Annotated in this window: 15 protein-coding genes and 1 pseudogene; 9 read left to right on the top strand and 7 right to left on the bottom strand. The window is 33.7% G+C overall.

Going from position 1 to position 18,253, the window contains the following annotated elements; all coding sequences use genetic code 11:
- Position 1: 1 nt before the first annotated feature.
- The 4 genes from KEC48_RS15020 to nrdI all read right to left on the bottom strand — a co-directional run bounded on the left by KEC48_RS15020 (position 2) and on the right by nrdI (position 3,904).
- The gene (locus tag KEC48_RS15020) at positions 2-544 is read right to left on the bottom strand and encodes a hypothetical protein (protein WP_087357984.1); all 543 of its coding nucleotides are present in this window, start codon (positions 542-544) and stop codon (positions 2-4) included.
- 290 nt (positions 545-834) lie between these two features.
- Positions 835-2,133 (bottom strand): group II intron reverse transcriptase/maturase, encoded by a 1,299-nt coding sequence (ltrA, locus tag KEC48_RS15015; protein WP_211963293.1) that lies wholly within the window; start codon positions 2,131-2,133, stop codon positions 835-837.
- 864 nt (positions 2,134-2,997) lie between these two features.
- On the bottom strand, positions 2,998-3,555 hold the full coding sequence (locus KEC48_RS15010) for a DUF3793 family protein (RefSeq protein ID WP_211963289.1): 558 nt from the start codon (positions 3,553-3,555) through the stop codon (positions 2,998-3,000).
- The gene (nrdI, locus tag KEC48_RS15005; RefSeq protein ID WP_087245433.1) at positions 3,548-3,904 is read right to left on the bottom strand and encodes a class Ib ribonucleoside-diphosphate reductase assembly flavoprotein NrdI; all 357 of its coding nucleotides are present in this window, start codon (positions 3,902-3,904) and stop codon (positions 3,548-3,550) included. The genes KEC48_RS15010 and nrdI overlap by 8 nt, the downstream gene beginning before the upstream one ends.
- A 286-nt stretch (positions 3,905-4,190) precedes the next feature.
- Here nrdI and KEC48_RS15000 point away from each other — a divergent pair, with 286 nt between their 5' ends.
- Positions 4,191-4,442: a CHAP domain-containing protein gene (locus KEC48_RS15000; RefSeq protein WP_211963287.1), complete on the top strand. Its 252-nt coding sequence runs from the start codon at positions 4,191-4,193 to the stop codon at positions 4,440-4,442.
- On the opposite strand, the gene KEC48_RS14995 is transcribed toward KEC48_RS15000, so the two are convergent.
- The 3 genes and pseudogenes from KEC48_RS14995 to KEC48_RS14985 form a co-directional block, all read right to left on the bottom strand.
- Positions 4,443-6,704: a putative Ig domain-containing protein gene (locus KEC48_RS14995; protein WP_211963285.1), complete on the bottom strand. Its 2,262-nt coding sequence runs from the start codon at positions 6,702-6,704 to the stop codon at positions 4,443-4,445. It abuts the gene before it with no gap.
- The gene (locus tag KEC48_RS14990) at positions 6,701-7,273 is read right to left on the bottom strand and encodes a TetR/AcrR family transcriptional regulator (RefSeq protein ID WP_249191376.1); all 573 of its coding nucleotides are present in this window, start codon (positions 7,271-7,273) and stop codon (positions 6,701-6,703) included. Before KEC48_RS14990 ends, KEC48_RS14995 begins: the two co-directional genes overlap by 4 nt.
- A 321-nt stretch (positions 7,274-7,594) precedes the next feature.
- Positions 7,595-7,899 (bottom strand): annotated as a pseudogene (locus KEC48_RS14985) (sugar O-acetyltransferase); the annotation flags it as partial.
- Between the two features lie 341 nt (positions 7,900-8,240).
- On the opposite strand from KEC48_RS14985, the gene KEC48_RS14980 reads away from it, so the two are divergent.
- The 8 genes from KEC48_RS14980 to KEC48_RS14945 all read left to right on the top strand — a co-directional run bounded on the left by KEC48_RS14980 (position 8,241) and on the right by KEC48_RS14945 (position 18,037).
- Positions 8,241-9,095: an AAA family ATPase gene (locus tag KEC48_RS14980; protein ID WP_249191375.1), complete on the top strand. Its 855-nt coding sequence runs from the start codon at positions 8,241-8,243 to the stop codon at positions 9,093-9,095.
- A 19-nt stretch (positions 9,096-9,114) separates the two neighbouring features.
- Complete coding sequence (locus KEC48_RS14975) at positions 9,115-10,065, top strand: ParB/RepB/Spo0J family partition protein (protein ID WP_249191374.1); 951 nt, start codon at positions 9,115-9,117, stop codon at positions 10,063-10,065.
- 271 nt (positions 10,066-10,336) lie between these two features.
- Positions 10,337-10,915: a hypothetical protein gene (locus tag KEC48_RS14970; protein WP_211963281.1), complete on the top strand. Its 579-nt coding sequence runs from the start codon at positions 10,337-10,339 to the stop codon at positions 10,913-10,915.
- Between the two features lie 61 nt (positions 10,916-10,976).
- Positions 10,977-16,130 carry a SpaA isopeptide-forming pilin-related protein gene (locus KEC48_RS14965; RefSeq protein WP_211963279.1) on the top strand — a complete coding sequence of 1,718 codons (5,154 nt, stop codon included), beginning with the start codon at positions 10,977-10,979 and terminating at the stop codon, positions 16,128-16,130.
- The gene (locus KEC48_RS14960; protein ID WP_211963277.1) at positions 16,120-16,473 is read left to right on the top strand and encodes a hypothetical protein; all 354 of its coding nucleotides are present in this window, start codon (positions 16,120-16,122) and stop codon (positions 16,471-16,473) included. The genes KEC48_RS14965 and KEC48_RS14960 overlap by 11 nt, the downstream gene beginning before the upstream one ends.
- Entirely contained in the window at positions 16,454-16,972 is a 519-nt protein-coding gene (locus KEC48_RS14955) for a hypothetical protein (protein ID WP_211963275.1), read from the top strand. Before KEC48_RS14960 ends, KEC48_RS14955 begins: the two co-directional genes overlap by 20 nt.
- Complete coding sequence (locus tag KEC48_RS14950; RefSeq protein WP_211963273.1) at positions 16,965-17,684, top strand: hypothetical protein; 720 nt, start codon at positions 16,965-16,967, stop codon at positions 17,682-17,684. The genes KEC48_RS14955 and KEC48_RS14950 overlap by 8 nt, the downstream gene beginning before the upstream one ends.
- Positions 17,681-18,037: an LPD28 domain-containing protein gene (locus tag KEC48_RS14945; protein WP_211963272.1), complete on the top strand. Its 357-nt coding sequence runs from the start codon at positions 17,681-17,683 to the stop codon at positions 18,035-18,037. The genes KEC48_RS14950 and KEC48_RS14945 overlap by 4 nt, the downstream gene beginning before the upstream one ends.
- The last annotated feature ends 216 nt before the right edge of the window (positions 18,038-18,253 follow it).

Below are 18,253 nucleotides of genomic sequence, written 5' to 3'. Positions count from 1 at the left end.
CTCACCTCCATGTATCTATACATTTTCTTATTGATTGATAAGTAAAAAGCAAAAAAGGAACTTCCTTTTTATATTCATTATAATCCTCAAATTGACAAGGAAAACTGACTTTATCTTGATAACATATATACATAAAATTACCAATGTTGACGATTAATGCAACTATCCACATATGCCATGTCATAACACTTAATGATAGACTAATCATCATTCCTGCTAAAAGCCAAAAGCCAGGATGACGACATAGAGCATAGCATCCTGTCTGACAAACTTTATGTATGTTTTCTTCAACATAGGTATCTGAAAAGGGTAAAGCAAAAAACAATACATAGATGAGAAAAATAAAGAAAACTATAGCTATAACCACAAATACATAATTGACATTTTGATGCCAAGATTGAATATAAGCATATATAATGCCTACAGCGAGTAAAAAACTTCCTAAGAAAAAAGATGGTTGAAGCCATTTTTGATGTAATTGTATCTGATTTTTGTCATATAAGAAATATAAAATAAATGCAGCGACAATAAGAACTATATCCATCTTTATAAACTCCCTAAATTAATTTAAGCATAATCATACATGTTATCATCATACAATTTAAATTGTAAATATTCAATACATTTTGACGAATTTGGTCACATTTTGGTCACATTTTATCTGTTTAGCTATATATAATTGTATATATTTCTTATATCAGTTCATAGATTTTTGTTATTTTAATAACTTATGATGAATCATTAAATAGGGTAGAGGAATAGAATCAAGTTTTATTGCCCCTCCCGTTGAACCGTACGTACGGTTCTCGTATACGGCTCTACATTTATATCGAATCACAAGCTCTTAAGATAGTAGCTAAGGGGATTGACCAAACCTGGTCGATTCCCTTTATCTATGCCTAGAATTATTGGTGATAAAATGCTGTTGACTATAATGAGTCCACTTCTTCTATACCACCCTAGTCTTGTGTTAGCACATTTATAAATATCTTCATCACTAAAGTTGCACTTATATGCTTTGTTGAGTTTCATCAAATTTCCATAAATTGTCATTGGTTTCTTCCACTGCTTAACGATGATACATCGTATCTTGTGGCGTAACCATTGTCCAAATTTTTCAAGGAATTTCTTTACGCACCCTATCTTAAAATAGTTTATCCATCCCCTTACTACTTGATTGACTTTCGTAAATGTTATGGATAATGGTCTTGAAACAGCTTGTTTCCTTGTTAAAATGACTTTTATCTTTTTATATAAGCGTTTCTTTCTATCTTCTGTAGGTCTGCATTTCCATACCTGTCTGTCTTTATAAAAGGTAAATCCTAGGAATTGTCCTTTCACTGGACGTATGACTTTTGTTTTCGTGGCACTAACCTTCAAGAATAGTTTCCTTTCCAGCCATGATATCACCGACTTCATCACTCTATTTGCACTCATTTCACTTTTTACGAAGATAATGCAATCATCTGCATATCTTACGAATCTTAGCCCTCTTGATTCTAGTTCCTTATCAAATTTATCTAAATAGATATTTGATAGTACAACACTGATAGGTCCGCCTTGAGGTGTACCAACTGTTGTGCTTCTAATAAGTCCGTCCTCTAGTACACCTGCTCTTAGATATGCTCGTATAAGATGTAATGTTGCTGCATCATTGACATGCTCTCTTAAGATTGAAATTAACTTGTCATGATTAACCGTATCAAAGAACTTCTCAATGTCCAAATCAACTATCCATTCATAGCCTTCATTCAAATAATATAGCACTTCTTCCATTGCCATATGTGCACTACGTCTTGGTCGGAATCCAAAACTATGTTCACTGAATATTGGCTCATAGATTGTACTTAATACCTGTGCTATGGCTTGTTGAATGACTCGGTCTATGACTGTTGGAATCCCTAATGGTCTTTGCTTTCCATTAGGTTTTGGAATGTAAACTCTCTTGACAGGCATTGGTCGATACTGTTTGTTCATTATCTTTGTGATAAGTTCATCTTGATATTTTTCAAACCAGTATTCAATTTCTTGCACTGTCATTCTGTCTATTCCAGGTGCTCCTTTATTCTGTTTGACCTTTCTGATAGCCATTTCTAAATTCTCTTGACTAAGTATCTTTTCCATTAATTTCATTTGCTGCTCCTCCTCTATTTGTAAATTTATTTGGAACCATCCCAATTACTTTTACCATCTATGATTACGATTCATAGTTCTAGGCTATCCTCATATTCGGATTATCCAAACATTGCTTATAGTGATTTGCACTCTATAAACGTTTCAGTCCTTCAGTATTTCTACCTACTATGACTTCATCTGACTTCTTATGATAAACCTTTTTTGACCGAGGGTACTATCACTGATTTTAAAGTTTATTAGACTTCCTCGTCCATAAGACCTCCCAGGGTAATTCATGAATCCTATTTCTTTCACAACGCCCTGATTTACTGTCTTGGTTTTACGTTTACCATTTGGACTTCGGTTTGTCTTGCAACCTTATCCACCATTTAGCCTTATATCAGGTTTCTGTTCGTACGTTCGAAAGAATCGCTACACCACTTCCTTCACCCATGACATCACTATCAACGGCTTGTGGTTCACTACACTTGGCGGCAACTACCTGTGGTTGGTTTATCTCCAACTGAATCCATGCCATGCCCGGCACACAAGAAAAACTATTCACCCAACGGGTGAATAGAAAAAGAATAAATAAAAGCAGAAAATGCCTATGAAATAAGGATATTTCATGATTATATTATAATCTCATGAATAATTAAGGTATACTATATTATTGTGTCTATTAGGTGATAAGTATAAAAGAGACTATAACTTTTAAAGACTGTAAATCTTTAGAAATAATAGTCTCTTTTATTAACCACAAAACACTTAATTGTATTAGTACATTCAAAAAACATCTTACAACTATAATATAAATTTTATGCATTTCTTGAATCATATATGTCTTAAAAAATATATTTTAGTGCATTTAGCCTGATTTATTCAATGTACTAGTGTTGCTATTTTTCTTCCATTCCTAACTTCTTTTATGAAATATTCTCGAACGGATTTATATAATTTAAATCTTTGTTGAGCTTCATCTGGATTAGAATTATATACTTTCCAAGTCCCAATCATAATGCAAGATTGCGACTCAATAAATCCAATCACATCCTCTAAAGGATAACCTAATAAAACTCCTATTTCATGTGGATACTCAATAGATTCATTCAATCTTTTTTCTAAATGATTAAATACCGAATGAATTGAAAATTTTTTATACCCATAAAGTGAAAGAAAATGCTTTACTTCATCTCTATTAAGTAATGATTCTAATTGCTTTTTTGAAAAAACAAAAATAGTAACTCTACTATTTAAAGGTTGAAAAATATGTATATATATATTTTTGGTTTTTAAAATTTGATTATATGTTTTAATAGTTTCATCAATATCTTCTAATTTTGACTTTTCTAAATGAAACATATTTGCAACCTTACATTTACATAAAGTTGGAGCACAATGGTGAGCTAATAATTCCTCGAAATATTCTTGTTTAGACATTATCAATAATATCTTGAATAGCAGAAACATCAGCATCTGTCCCATTATTTTCAAATCTGTAAAGACATGGAACATCAAATTCCTGACTAATTATATCTCCGGCTTTACAAAAAGCCTCACCATAACCTTTGTCACCAGATACAATTACACCTTGTATAAAATTTGAATTATTTGTTAAAAAATCAGAAACTTCTATTGGTACTTCTCCATATCCATCAGTATAAGTAAACAATAAATATGGTTCAGAAACAATTTCTTTACCTGTTTTAATTTGTAAAGATTCAGAAATCAATAATTGATCAATCATTAATTGAACATTTCCAGTTCTACTTGCATAAACAACTTTCATATTTACCTCCTGGTTAGCTATTGCTAACTTCTATGTTATAATAATATAGCAATTTTAATTACATGTAAAGAATTTTTATAATTTTTAACCATTTTCCCTTTATAGATAGGCTAAAAATCTAATTTTTTTTGGCTATTTAATTGAAAGGGGGAAATTGATATGGCCTATAACCATCAAAAAGAAGAATTAAAAAGGAAAAGTAAAAAAAGCCTGGGGAAGATTTTATGAAATTCATGGTTATAGTCCTGGATTTACTGGTGATGGATGGAAATGCGCAAAACAACTTGTGAATGCTCATCCAGATAAATTCAAAATTTCTAGTACTCCAGCAGTAGGAGCCATCTTTTCTTGCATTGGACGAAATCATGTAGGTATCGTTATCGGATGGGATGCTACAAATATAACCATTCAAGAAGGAAACTTAGATGGTAAGACCAATTCATTTGCAGAAGCAAAAAAAGACTGGCATACAGTTACCTATACGCTCAGTCAATTTGTTTCTATCTGTCATGGCGTTGAATTCGCCATTCCAATTTAATTAACGATTATATTTCTTATATCTTCTTAGTACTAGAAGTGAAGCACTGGATGCGATCGCAAGCATTGCCCACAAATACAAGTTAGTTTGCTCACCTGTTTCTGGAACTGTAGTTGTTTCTTTAACTTTAACAGTAAAGTAAGCTTCTATAGTTCCATTATTAAATTCTAGGCAAATCTGATGCTTTCCTGCTGATAAAGTATCTAAGAAAGAGGATTTTAAAGTAAGGATCGTACTTCCAGATTTGATATCATAATCTGTATCCTTTAATTCTTTTCCATCTACAAGAACTTTCTTGAATTCATTGATATCTGTATCAACTTTAAAAGTTAATCCATCTTTGCTTCCTTTTGTCCATTCTTGATTAGCACCACTGATTAACTTAGAAAGTTTCGCAATAATCGTATCTTCTAAAGTAATTTCATGTTCTGCTTTTTCATCGCTGAAATATTTATCGCATACTTCACAATACCAGTATTCAACATTTCCAGTTCCATCTACTGTTGGATCTTTTGCTTCAATCTTTATGAGATTATGACCAGTTGCTGGAATCACAGTTTTGTCAAAACTGATTTCATTCTTAAATTCTGTATCACTAAAATACTTTTTACATACATTGCAGTACCAATATTCTATATTACCATCTTCAGTACATGTTGGATCTTTTCTTTCCACTTTAACAGCATTATGTTTTACATTGAACTTCACATTTACTTTTGTAGAAACAGATTTTCCACTATTTGTACCAGTGATTACAATATCTTCATCATAGCTACCAGCTAAAAGACCAGTCTTAGGCTGCACTGTAAATACTGCAGTTTCTCCAACATTCAATTCTGTCTTAGATAGAGTTCCTACTTCAAATGATTCGCTAGAAACTGGCTGATCTAATGTGATTAGTTGGTTTCCATCATTGGTAATCGTAATAGTCTTAACTTCTGGTGTATAACCTTCTATTGCATCCGCAAAACTGATATTGCCACTATTTTGGATACTATATATTGGATCTACAACAGAGATTGAAAAAGATTTACCATCACTTCCTACATCATTGCTTGCAGTTACTGTAAAGATATATTCACCTGGAGCACTAGGTTTTCCAATAATTTTACCATCTTTTGTTAAACTCAATCCAGTAGGTAAAGAACCTTGTGTAACGCTCCATTCGATTGGTTCAGAACCATCAGCTGTAAGAGAAGCAGAATATTCTTCATTTACTTTTCCTTCAGGTAAAGATTCGGTTGTGATAGATGGAGCAGAAACAACTTTTCCACCATTTTCACCTGTCAAAACACCACCATTCTCAACAATGATTGTACCATTATTAGTTAAATGATTATTACTGTTCAGAGAAGATCCACTAGGAATTCTCAAAGTTTCATCCTGGTTAATAGTAATGCTTTCATCCAAAATCACATCGCCGTACACGGTGCCGCTCTTGCCGTCAAAGACGATACCGCCGTTGCCGTCACTACCTGCACTAACCTGAACTTCACTTGCTTGTGAAGCAATCAATATTTTACTGTCTCTGGTATCCACCACTGCGTTGCCGCTGACGGTCAGGCTGGAAGTACCGCTATCACTGGGGTTAGTCCATCGATAGTAAATTCCTATACCACCACTGCCACCGGCGGTCAGTTTTCCATTATTCACCACAGCCACAGCTTTGAACCCATCACCAGCGTGTAAATCAATTCCGTAATAATACGCAGCTAAAGTCTTAACATCAGCACCGTCTATGTTAAGGTTCACATTCTTTGAACCAATAAGCGAAATTCCTGAATCGTTCTTATCCACATTGACTTCTAAGCTGCCAGGACCTGAGATAGACAAGGAGGCATCGCCAGCCTTGGACAACACACGAATTCCTCCGGTTCCCGTTATGTTACTCGTTCCTTGGGATACTACTATTGTGAGAGAAACATCAGCAGACTGACTAAAAGCGATCACACTACCGGGATATGTGAAACCTCCTCCAACAGTCACATCTTGATAGTTAACAATATTCGCCTCATTCAGCGTAAGGGTGAAGGTGGCGGCGTCATAGGAAAACTGACCGTTGGCAGGTTCTGTACCGTAAACCTTTGTCCAAGTTCCATTTTGGTTTTCATAGCAGCCGCTTTCTGTGATTTGCTGACCGCCTACGTAGAGTTCAATTCCGTCTGCCGCCATCACAGCAACTGTCGTACTTGGTACAAGTCCTACTACTAATAGGATTGCTGTAAAAATGGATACTGCTTTGCTCCATATTCGTTTCTTCATTTTCTCTCCTCCTTTTTATCTTTTATGTATGCTTTTAAAGACGAACGTATCGCATTTAACTGAAGATTTAAATATTCTTCATCTTCAAATAAAGCATAATGTACACATGCTCTAACAAAGATATAGGTCATTCCTTGGATATAATCGACGGGCATGTCCAGTTTCTTGGAAAGTTGCTCGGCATATTCTTTATAACGTACATTGACGCCTTTAAAGAATTCTTTTCCTTGTTCTCGATATTTAGGACTAGAATAGACCTGATACATGAATCGATATTTCTTTCCATGAAGTTTTGCTGTAAGATGTGGCATTTCATTTAAGAAACGTTCGATATCTTCAAAACTCGTAGGAGCTTTTGCCATGAAATCTTCTTCTACCTTGGCCATACAATAAGCAGTAGCTTGAATGATCAAATTATCTTTTGAACCAAAATGATAGATCAACCCACCATTTGTGATACCACTAGCTTCAGATAATTTCAACATACCTGTATTTTCTAATCCGTATTCACAAAATGTATCAAAACAAGCTTCTAATATCTTCGATATATCTGCTCCTTTTCTACCCAAAATATGCACCTCCTTTTTTATAACTGACCATTTATTTAATTCTATCTTAATTATATCAAACTTCGTTTAACAGTAGAAGTATTATTTTATGTTCGATTAAATATTTTATTTTTACATAGATAAAGCCTAAGATAAAGCGAATAAAAAAGACCGGCATACAGTTCCCTATACGCTCAGTCAATTCGCTTCTATCTATTATCCTATTGAATTTACTAAATTTATCACCAAAATATATTAAATAATTTTAATTATACAATCCTTCGAATAAGATGTGTAAAATATATATCATCATTAATATTATATAAAACTCAATGTATATTCCTATTTTTTCTTTATTCTTGCAGGATTTCCAATTGCTATGGAATCATTAGGAATATCCTTTGTTACTACACTTCCTGCCCCTATGACTGCATTGTCTCTCCAATTGTAACCCCAGGCAAAATAGTACAATTTCCGCCAATCCAAACATTTTTACCAATTGTTACTGGTTTACCAAATTCAACATCCAATAATCGTTCATTTGAATCTAACGAATGGCAAGACGTATATATATGTGTATTTGGGCCAATCATAGTATGTTCTCCAATTCTAACAGGACATACATCTAAAATAACGCAACCATAATTAAACATTACCGAAATAAAAAAAAGAAAAACCCCATAAAATGGGGATTTTCTAAAGTTTTCCTCAAACAATTTACTAACGTTTTGGTATTTTACTGAGAAATGCATAATTCCCTAAAGTCCGTATTAATCGGGCTTTTTTTGATGAAAATTTTCATAATGTTACTTTTTGTTACTCAATCCTATCCTTATTTATATTATATATATTTAATTTACTATCATTTTTGAGATTTTTATCTATTTTCAGCAAATTTTATTAGATAGGAAAGAAGAGCGTTTTTACCTATTTTTCGAGTAACAATCCCCTCTTAGAAAAGTCACTAAACACTTACATAGTCGATCTAATGCATCGAACTATGAGAAAGGAGGCTATTATTATGCAATCAAACGGTAATGTCATCGTCATTGCCAATCAAAAAGGTGGTGTTGGAAAAACGACCACTACCGAGAATGTTGGAATCGGTCTCGCAAAAGAAGGTAAGAAAGTATTACTAATCGATTTTGATCCACAGGCTGATTTATCTGCTAGTCTAGGAATACGAAATTCTGACAATATGGAAAATACGATTTGTGAAGCTTTAAATGGAACTATTAAAGATATTCCTATTAATTTTGATGACCTAATTATCCACCATGATGAAAATGTCGATATCATTCCAAGTAATATTGAACTTGCAGATTTTGAATTAAAGCTTGTTAGCGTAATGAGCAGAGAAAGAATATTAGATATGACACTTGAACCATTAAGGAAGAAATATGATGTCATATTGATAGATTGTCCACCTTCTCTAGGAATGTTGACAATTAACGCATTATCTAGTGCAGATAAAGTATTAATTCCAGTACAAGCTCAATATCTACCTGCAAAAGGAATGACAAAACTACTTGGAACAATTAACAAGGTTCAGCACCAAATCAATCCACGTATTAAGGTATTAGGGGTTGCTATCACTCTAGCCAACATGCAGACAAATCTAGCAAAAAGTACTGCAGATACACTACGAGAAAACTTTGGAAATCACATCAATGTATTTGATACGATCATTCCCATAGGAGTAAAAGCAGCTGAAGCAACGGTGGTTGGTAAAAGTGTTTTTGAACATGCGAAAGACAGTAACGTGGCCAAGGCATATGAAAATCTAACAAAAGAAATTGTTCGTTCAGAAAAAGTGAAACTAAAAGGCAATCATGAAAGATAGATGAAAGGATGTGGATACTATGAGAAAAATAGATCTTGGACTGCCTACCTATGAAGAATCACTCTTTTCTACTGAAGAACAAAGACAAGAAGCAAAACTTGAAAAAGTCATGAAGATTCCAATTGATGAGATTCATGCATTTAAGAATCATCCCTTCCATGTAAGACAAGATGAAGAGATGCAAAAGCTCATCGACAGTGTTCAGGATAATGGAATCTTGATACCAGTGCTCGTTCGTCCGGACAAAAATGGTAACGGCTACGAAATGATTTCCGGACACAGAAGAAAATTCGCACTGGAATACAGTGGTGCAAAAGAAATTGATGCCATCGTTCGTGACTTAGATGATGACCAAGCGACCATCATCATGGTAGATAGCAATATCCAACGAGAAAATATCTTGCCAACGGAACGTGGTTTCGCCTATCGAATGAAATTAGAGGCGATGAAAAGACAAGTTGGTAGACCACAAATAAATAGTTCCCAACTTGGGAACCATTTAAAAGGTGTGAAGTCAATAGATGTACTTGCCGATGAAATTGGAGAAAGTAAGAACCAAATTCATAGATACATTCGATTGACCTATCTGGTAAAACCATTGCGAGACATGGTCGATGGCATCCATGAAGATGGCTTTACGATTGCACTCAATCCAGCTTATGAGCTTTCTTTTCTGACAACGAAGGAACAAAATGAACTTGTACATGTCATTGAAAACACATTAGCAACACCATGCCTTGCACAAAGTCAGGAAATAAAAAGAAAAAGTCAAGAAGGCATATTAAGTCCGGACATCATGATGGATATGTTATTGGCTGAAAAGCCAAACCAAAAGGAAAAACTCAGTTTTAGGATGGAGGAAATCAACAAGTATTTTCCTCGTTCTTACACACCTAACCAGAAAAAGGAACTAATCATCAAGCTGTTAGGTGAGTGGCAAAAAAAGAAAGAAAAAACTCAAATTCGTTAGTGAATCGAGCTTTTTCAGCGTAATTTGGGGGTTGTACGTTTCTTTGCGCCATGCGTGACTGAGTTTTCCCCCTATAACCCCCTTAACATCCCGAAAGGAATCACCTGTAGGGACTTTAATTCTCATGAAGATATTCTAAGTTAGATATATATCTAGAATATATTGTTATTCTTACTACACTAGAATAATAGCTATATAAACTTCATAGAATTGTTGATTTTTATAAAAATAATTATTCTAAGATTAGATCTAACATGAGGAGGAATTATCTATGAAGAAAATCTTAATATGTCTAATTATGATGATGTTTCTTGTTGGATGTCAAAATGCACATGAATCAAATTCAAAAACTAATACAAAGGATGTGATCGATCAAGAAGAAATTTCAGACAAAAAAGAAACGAAAACAAATGCAGATAAGAAAGATGGTGAAACAAAGGATGTAGAGAAATCAAAAAACACAACCAATCAAACAAAAGTCAAAACAAGTTCAAATGAACAATCAAGATCCAAGACCAAACCAATAGAAAGCGAGGTAGATAATAAATCAGATTATAAACCATCACAAGATCCTAATAACAATTCTCAAGTTGAGCCTCCTGTTCCTGATTCTCCACAAGAAAAACCAGAATCAAAACCAAGTGAAGGACAAGAAGCAACACCTGCTCCTCCCATATGTAATGATGCGATCCCACAAGGTGCATTCAGAACTGAACAGGAAGCAGCAAGCTATGCACAAGGAGTGCTCATGGATAACATGTTAAATGGAGATGGTAGTTTATCTGGTTATGAACTAGAATGGTCACAAACAGAATGTGGTACAACTTACTACACAGTCAAAATCTATTAATCATATAGGAAGGAAAACAAAATCCTTCCTTTTCTTTTGGTTCAAGAAAGGAGAAAATACAATGCAAAAGAAACAAAAGATAAAGAAATTTATAACAGCATGCATGGCAACCATCTATAGCTTAACGAGTCTAATATCCATAACACCAGTTCATGCTGAAAGCTATTCTGCATCACTTAATAAGACTGGATTAAAAGCTTATCATAGTTTTATCATAGAAGATCGCTTTTCTGGTACAACTATTGGCCCTGGCATGATGGATCTTTCTGATTTTAGAATCAATGGTCAAAAAGCTTATTGCGTTGAACCAATGGTTCAAATCTCTTCTAGTCCTATTTATGCACACGAAAAAATAACAGGTAGATCTGCATTCTATAAAATTGGATATTCCGATGCACAGATTGACCGAATGGCATATATTTCTTCTTTGGGCTATGGATTTAATGGAGATAATTCAATAGAGATGTTGGCAGCTACACAATTAATGATATGGCAAGTTCAACAACCTAATGGTTTTTCACAAATTCCTTCATCTGTTCAAGCGAAAGTCAATATCATTAACGATCGTTTGAATACGATCTATAAAAATGTATCATTTGCGAATAATACTGTCGAAATCGAAGGGTATGGAGAAGAATATGCAGTTACGCTTGATGATTCTTCAGGCACTTTCAAAAATTACCTTAATAGCATGATTCCAACAGGTATTCATATCGAACGTAGTGGAAATACATTGAAAATATGGGCAGATAAAAGTGCAGCAGAAACTGGAAATCTTGTCTTTGATGCATTTTATCTTCAGAGCCAAGCAACAAATACTGAAATTGCTTATTATCAACCATTAAATCAGACATTAGCGGTATTTGGCAAAAAAGACCCAAAGGTCATGCGTGTTTCTTATAAGATCCCCGTTCAACCTGAAACTGCTGAAGTAACTTCAAGAAAAAAAGGAATTGGAAAAGTTGATGTAAAGCTAAACGTGCATAAGACAGACAAAGACTCTAAAAAAGGTATCGAAGGCATCGAATTTGAATTTTTTAGAGATGATGTGTCTTTAGGTAAAGATAGAACGGATGAAAATGGGAATGTATCTATTCCATCTCACATCGAACAAGAGTTTACTTCAGACACTTTTAAAGAAACCTATGTAACAAACTGGGATGAGCTATCTGAACGTATGCAAAATGAATGTATATCAAAAGGATGGTTCTCGAATCAAAGCGACGCACAGGCTAGTGCAGATAAAAAAGCACAAGTCCATTTAGATCAGTTGATAAATGCATATCAAAACGAAAAGCATGTATATAAAGCTGTAGAAACAGACAGTGGTTATTACTATTATCTTGACCCCGAAACAACCGTTTCTGTTGAATATACAGGAAGTGGTGAAGTGAACATGGGAAAAGAAAACCAAAGATATACTTTATCAATCGATCTTCAAAAAACAGATGATGACCTAGATCCAAGCAATAACGGTCTCACCGAAGAAGAGTTTGAAGATTTCATGAAAAAACCCGAACCAGAAAAACTTGCACAAAAACGTGATATCAATAATAAAACTCAGGGAGAGGCTACCTTATCTGGAGCTGTATATGGTCTATATGCTGCTGTAGATATCTACAATCCTGAAAACGAAAGCAAGATCCTATATCATGCCGGTGAAAAAATCATGGAAATCACAACGGATGAAAACGGGTATGCTGATACAAGTTCCTATGTTGATAAAAACGGAAAACAAGGATTGTATATCGGTAGTGAATATGATGAAGATTGTTGGTATTATTTCAAAGAAATCAAAGCTCCTGAAGGTTATGAATTGAATGAACTTTATTACCCAGTTTTAAACAAGGATATCATCCAAGGAAAAGAACCTCATCATATCACAATTTCAGTTCATACTTCAGACAAAGTAAGAACAGGTAAATTTGAAATTGCCAAATTCATTACAGATGGTGAAAACTCTGAAATCGTAAAACCTGAAGTAAATGCAGAATTCAAAACTGTATTAAAGAAATACTATGATATGTTCAAGGGTGATATGGACAAAGCTATTGCCTATGCAAAAGAAAATGGTACTGAAAAAGAGTATGCCATCATCAAGACAGATGACACAGGTACAGCTTACTCCCCTGCCCTAGCTTATGGTCAGTATGTTATCATCCAATCTAAAAAAGGTGATAACGGACAAGAAACAGACATCCTTGCTGATCCATTTACCTTTATCGTTAGCGAGACATCTGATGGGCAAACTCTTGTTTATGGTGAAGATGAACATGGAAACCACATTAGTTCATCGAGCGATGGAAATGTTCACTTCTATATCAACAATCGCCCATTCAATTCTTATGTGCAATTAGTTAAGAAAGATAAAGAAACACAAAAAATTGTTACGCTTAATTACACAACATTCAAGATCCAGATGCTTAATGATGAAGGAAATCCTGTTAAGAACTATGATAAGAAATCGATCCGAACAGATGAAAATGGATATATTTCAATGAAGGTTGGTTCAACATGGTATTCTAGCTTTACAACAAATGCAGAAAATCGAATCAGTGTCATGGATAATATCAAACAATTCTTCAGCAGTGATAAAACATATGAAGAAGATAAGGACTATGATCAGGGAAAAGTAAAACTACCAGTCCCTTTACCAAGCGGAAAGTACAACATTACTGAAATCAACGCTCCTAAAGATTATGCAATCAATAACGAATCTGTTTCTTTTGAAGTCAAATCAGGACATGTTGCAGGTGTTGACCCTGATGGTGAACCATTGATTGAAATCGAAGTATTCAATAACAGTGTCAAAGGACAAATCACGGTATCAAAATCTGGAGAAGTCTTAACTTCCATCAAGAAAGATGATGAAGGAAATATCCAATTCATCTATGAAGATGCATTCCTAGCTGGTGCAACTTATAACATTTATGCAAATGAGGATATCTTAGATCCTGCAGATGGCAGTGTATTGTTCAAGAAAGATACATTAATGGATACAGTGACAACGAATGAGGAAGGAAAAGCCATCAGTAAAAAACTTCCTCTAGGAAAATACTATGTTATCGAAAAGAAAGCTCCTAATGGTTTCATCATCAATGAAGAAAAACATGAAGTTGAGCTTATCTACAAAGATCAGAATACAGAAGTTGTATTTGATGAAACATCATTCCACAATGAAAGACAAAAAATCGCTTTAAATATCTTAAAAGAAGATAGCGAAACACATACTGCTTTGGCTGGTGCTGTGTTTGGTCTTTATGCAAAGAATGATATCAAAGACCACAACGGAAACATCCTAGTAAAAGCTAATGAATTAGTTGAACGTTCAACTAGCAATGAAGATGGAAAACTTATCTTCAAAGCTGATCTTCCATTAGACCAATATTATGTCAAGGAAATCAAAGCCCCTATCGGTTATGCCTCAACAGATGAAGTCTTTGAATTTGATGGATCCTATCAAGGACAAGATGTTCATACGATCATCTACAACAAAACATTCGAAAATAAGATCATCAAAGTCGAAGTATCTAAGAAAGACATTACCAATGATGAAGAAATTGCCGGTGCTTTCCTAACTGTATATCCTAAAGATGATGAAGGAGCTATCTTTGATTCATGGATCAGTGGACAAGATGGTGTCAATGAAGATGGTACGATCAAACCTCATATGATCAAAGGACTTGAAGTTGGAAAGACATATATCCTTAAAGAAATCAGTTCACCTCATGGATTTGCTCTTGCACAAGATGTAGAATTTACAATCGGTGACACTGGAGAAATTCAAAAAGTAGAAATGAAAGATGAACTTGTTGTTGGTCAATTAAAGTGGAGAAAATCTGGTGAAATCTTTGATCAAGTCATCACTGGTCAAACTGAATATGGGAAAACAGAAAGCCCTGTATGGAACAAGTCCAATCTTCTAGGTGCAAAGATCACGATTTATGCGGCAGAAGATATTAAGATTGGTAACCATACGTATTACAAAGCTGATGAAGAAATCCAAACCTTAGAATCTGACTGGGATTATGTATTCGGTAAAAAACTTCCTGTCGGTCGTTATTACTACAAAGAAACAGCAACCCCACACGGATATGTCATTGATACCAACAAACATTTCTTTGAAATTGAAGACAACCAGATCAATGAAATCCAGATCATTGAATCAACGCTTAAAAATGAACGCCCTACTTTTGATATCGATATGACAAAAGTATTGGAAGAACAAGAAATCTTTAAAGATGAAGATGCATATAAAGATATCGTTTTTGGAATCTTTGCGAGAGAAGATATTTATGATTATATGGGCAATGTTGCCATCGAACATAGAACGATGATCTCAACAACTGGAATCACAAAAGAAGGACATTTAGAAACTGTTCCAGATCTTCCTAATGGTGTTTACTTCATCAAAGAACTTGCAACCAATGATCAATATGTATTGAATGATACAGAATACGACTTTGAAATTGGATATAAAGGTCAGGATGTTTCTCATTATGTCGTAACGATCGGTTTAGATGGAAAGGTTCCTAATGAGCTGGCTCGTGGTGATATCTATGTTCAAAAGAAAGACAGCAGCGATCCAGATAAAGTCATGAAAGATGTTGAATTTAACATCTCCATTCATGAAGATATGAGTGAAGTTGTCCAATCATCAAAAACTGATGAAAAAGGAATCGCAAGCTTTAAAGATCTTGAACTTGGAACATACTATATCCAAGAAGCAAAACAAGTCGATGGATATGTTATCAATGATCATATCTACAAAGTTGAAGTCAAACAAGATGGAGATGTATTAACGATCGTCTGCGAAAACAAACCAACCGAAATGGAATTCAGCAAAGTTGATATCATAACCGGAAAAGAATTACCTGGTGCTCAAATGCAGGTTACAGATAAAGAAACAGGAAAGATTATCGATGAGTGGGTATCTACTGATGAACCTCATAAGATCAAATATCTTGTAGAAGGAAAAGAATATATCTTAACTGAGAAAATCGCTCCAAAAGGATATGAACTTGCCGAAAGCATTACCTTCACTGCAAAAGATGGAACGAAGATTACTATGAAAGATAAGTTTATTCCTGAGATTCCACAAACCGGAGATCAGACAAATATTGGTCTATGGTTAGGATTAAGCGGAATCAGTATTCTTGCAGGAATTAGTGTGCTTGCAAGAAAACGAAAGAAGGATGATAGCAATGAAGAATAACCTATCACTTATTATCTTGCCTATATTTATTATCTTATCTTGCTTGATCATTAGCCTACGCATTTGGTTTCGCATCAAGAAAGTCAACAAACAAAAACAATCATTGAACAAAGGGAGAGCATATCTCCCTTTTGTTCATGATAAAGATCTACTAGAAACGATTGCTTCAAATGAAAGTGTCTTTATTTCAGATTTGCCTAGAGATAAATTACTACAGAAAAAAGCAGTTCTATTTATCCTAAATCATACCGATGAGTATGACAAAGATGAACAAATAAAGGCACTGGACTATTTATATATGAAAAAGAAAGAAGGAATAACGAATGGAAAAATCAACACGTAAAAACATGTATCTACTAGCAAACAAAAAAGTACACGAATCTCTTTTATTTACTAACCCCTATATTAAATATGTATTAATGAAAAACGAAAGAAAACCTCAATTTATAATCGGCATTTATGATGATATCGATGAAATAAATTGCGTTTTTGAGCCAAATAATGACGACGATCGAGTCATTTTAGAAGATTTAGAATATAAACATCCTATTTTCTCAGAAGAAACAGGGGTATGCGAAGAAGGATATATCCTTTCTATGATTTCTGAAGGATATGAACCAGTTTTTATCGACATTCAAACACATATCAAACTATGGGATTTCATCGATTATTATATCGATATAATGGATGCTGAAATAGATACAATCATGAACTATCTAAATTATTGCTATTCTTCAGGAATCAATCCTATCCTATTATCTGAGTATTCTGATATGATCATCAATGATTTATATGCCATCTATATGAAAGATGAGAAATTAGGTGACAAAAATCATGAATAAACAATTAACAGAGATTATTGATATTGCGAAGCAATCATTTCACGACTATGACGAAAAAGATATGAAGATAAACTATATCCTATCAAGAAATGGAGGTCAAAATTTCCCCTCATATCTTTGTTTAGCTAGTTCAAGATTCAATCCTGATGAAATAAGATGCATCACCATTGACAATGTAAATCAGATAAATTATCAAAATGTTCCTGACTGGGATTTTAATATTGATGACTATCTTCTATCCGATCTAGAAGAAGGTTATCAAATCGAATATATGACATTAGAAGATCATTACAATATATGGTGTGCAATCGAAGAATGGAAAGATGATATTCAACATCAAGACGGACTCTATTCCTATTTAGACCATTGTAAGAAAAATGGTATCACACCAGAAGTCATCTCCTTATTAGGACTTGAAAATGTCGATATCATGAATCTTTATCAAGAAAGAAATGAAAAATACAAGATAATTGGAGAAACTAAAGTTGGTGATCAATCTATCGTGATTGCATACAATCCAAAATCTCCTTCCCCTTTTGTTACATGGAAGACAACACCAACTCGCAAGAGAGGATTTGATATAGGACATTACTATTCAAGATTTAAAGATGCATATGAGGACTATAAAAAAAGATGTAATGAAATGATGGAGAATCACTTGGATATACAATACCGAAAGATCAAGCCAAAGAACAAGGAGCATGATAGATGATAGATACCATTGAAGCACTACACAAAGAAAAGTTTGAACAATGGCTTCTCTTTGGTCAACACGTTCTCTTTACCGATATGAGAATCAGTAATGATATTATCCCTAAAAATATGTACAAATATGAACTTCAAGCAAGTGATTATCATCCTTTCGAAACAATAATGATTGGCAAACATATTACTGTAAATTTTGAAGGAACAATATTAAGCTATCATCCAATCAAACTAGATGAAGATTATTATCGCTTGATTGACGAAACAAAAGATTTAAAGTATTTATCAAAAAAAGCTAATACATTAAAACAATATGCTAAAAAAATAGAAAATAAAAAAATATTTTATTATAATAGATAAAACAAACATATTATAAGATTATTGATATCAATAAGGATTAATGAGATAATATGGATATAAGTTTATAAAAAAATAAGTAATATCATATTTAGTGATTATATTTTTTAATTATTAAGCATTAAGATTTATTTGTCTACGAGACATATAAACTTTATTTGCTTTGTTAAATCCGACTATCTTTTCTTAAGATTTTAATGTTTTCATCTAAAAATTTAT

The sequence above is a fragment of the Clostridium sp. C1 genome (genome assembly GCF_018223625.1).
Lineage (GTDB): Bacteria > Bacillota_I > Bacilli_A > Erysipelotrichales > Coprobacillaceae > Allocoprobacillus.
The sequence above is the reverse complement of the archived record's forward strand: the minus strand, read 5'-3'. Positions and strand labels throughout refer to the sequence as shown.

Bases quoted from the DNA above. Each gene is read 5' to 3' on its own strand.
- KEC48_RS15020 (WP_087357984.1), bottom strand. From the start codon at position 544: ATGGATATAGTTCTTATTGTCGCTGCATTTATTTTATATTTCTTATAT.
- ltrA (WP_211963293.1), bottom strand. From the start codon at position 2,133: ATGAAATTAATGGAAAAGATACTTAGTCAAGAGAATTTAGAAATGGCT.
- KEC48_RS15010 (WP_211963289.1), bottom strand. From the start codon at position 3,555: ATGTCTAAACAAGAATATTTCGAGGAATTATTAGCTCACCATTGTGCT.
- nrdI (WP_087245433.1), bottom strand. From the start codon at position 3,904: ATGAAAGTTGTTTATGCAAGTAGAACTGGAAATGTTCAATTAATGATT.
- KEC48_RS14995 (WP_211963285.1), bottom strand. From the start codon at position 6,704: ATGAAGAAACGAATATGGAGCAAAGCAGTATCCATTTTTACAGCAATC.
- KEC48_RS14980 (WP_249191375.1), top strand. From the start codon at position 8,241: ATGCATCGAACTATGAGAAAGGAGGCTATTATTATGCAATCAAACGGT.
- KEC48_RS14975 (WP_249191374.1), top strand. From the start codon at position 9,115: ATGAGAAAAATAGATCTTGGACTGCCTACCTATGAAGAATCACTCTTT.
- KEC48_RS14970 (WP_211963281.1), top strand. From the start codon at position 10,337: ATGAAGAAAATCTTAATATGTCTAATTATGATGATGTTTCTTGTTGGA.
- KEC48_RS14965 (WP_211963279.1), top strand. From the start codon at position 10,977: ATGCAAAAGAAACAAAAGATAAAGAAATTTATAACAGCATGCATGGCA.
- KEC48_RS14960 (WP_211963277.1), top strand. From the start codon at position 16,120: ATGAAGAATAACCTATCACTTATTATCTTGCCTATATTTATTATCTTA.
- KEC48_RS14955 (WP_211963275.1), top strand. From the start codon at position 16,454: ATGGAAAAATCAACACGTAAAAACATGTATCTACTAGCAAACAAAAAA.
- KEC48_RS14950 (WP_211963273.1), top strand. From the start codon at position 16,965: ATGAATAAACAATTAACAGAGATTATTGATATTGCGAAGCAATCATTT.
- KEC48_RS14945 (WP_211963272.1), top strand. From the start codon at position 17,681: ATGATAGATACCATTGAAGCACTACACAAAGAAAAGTTTGAACAATGG.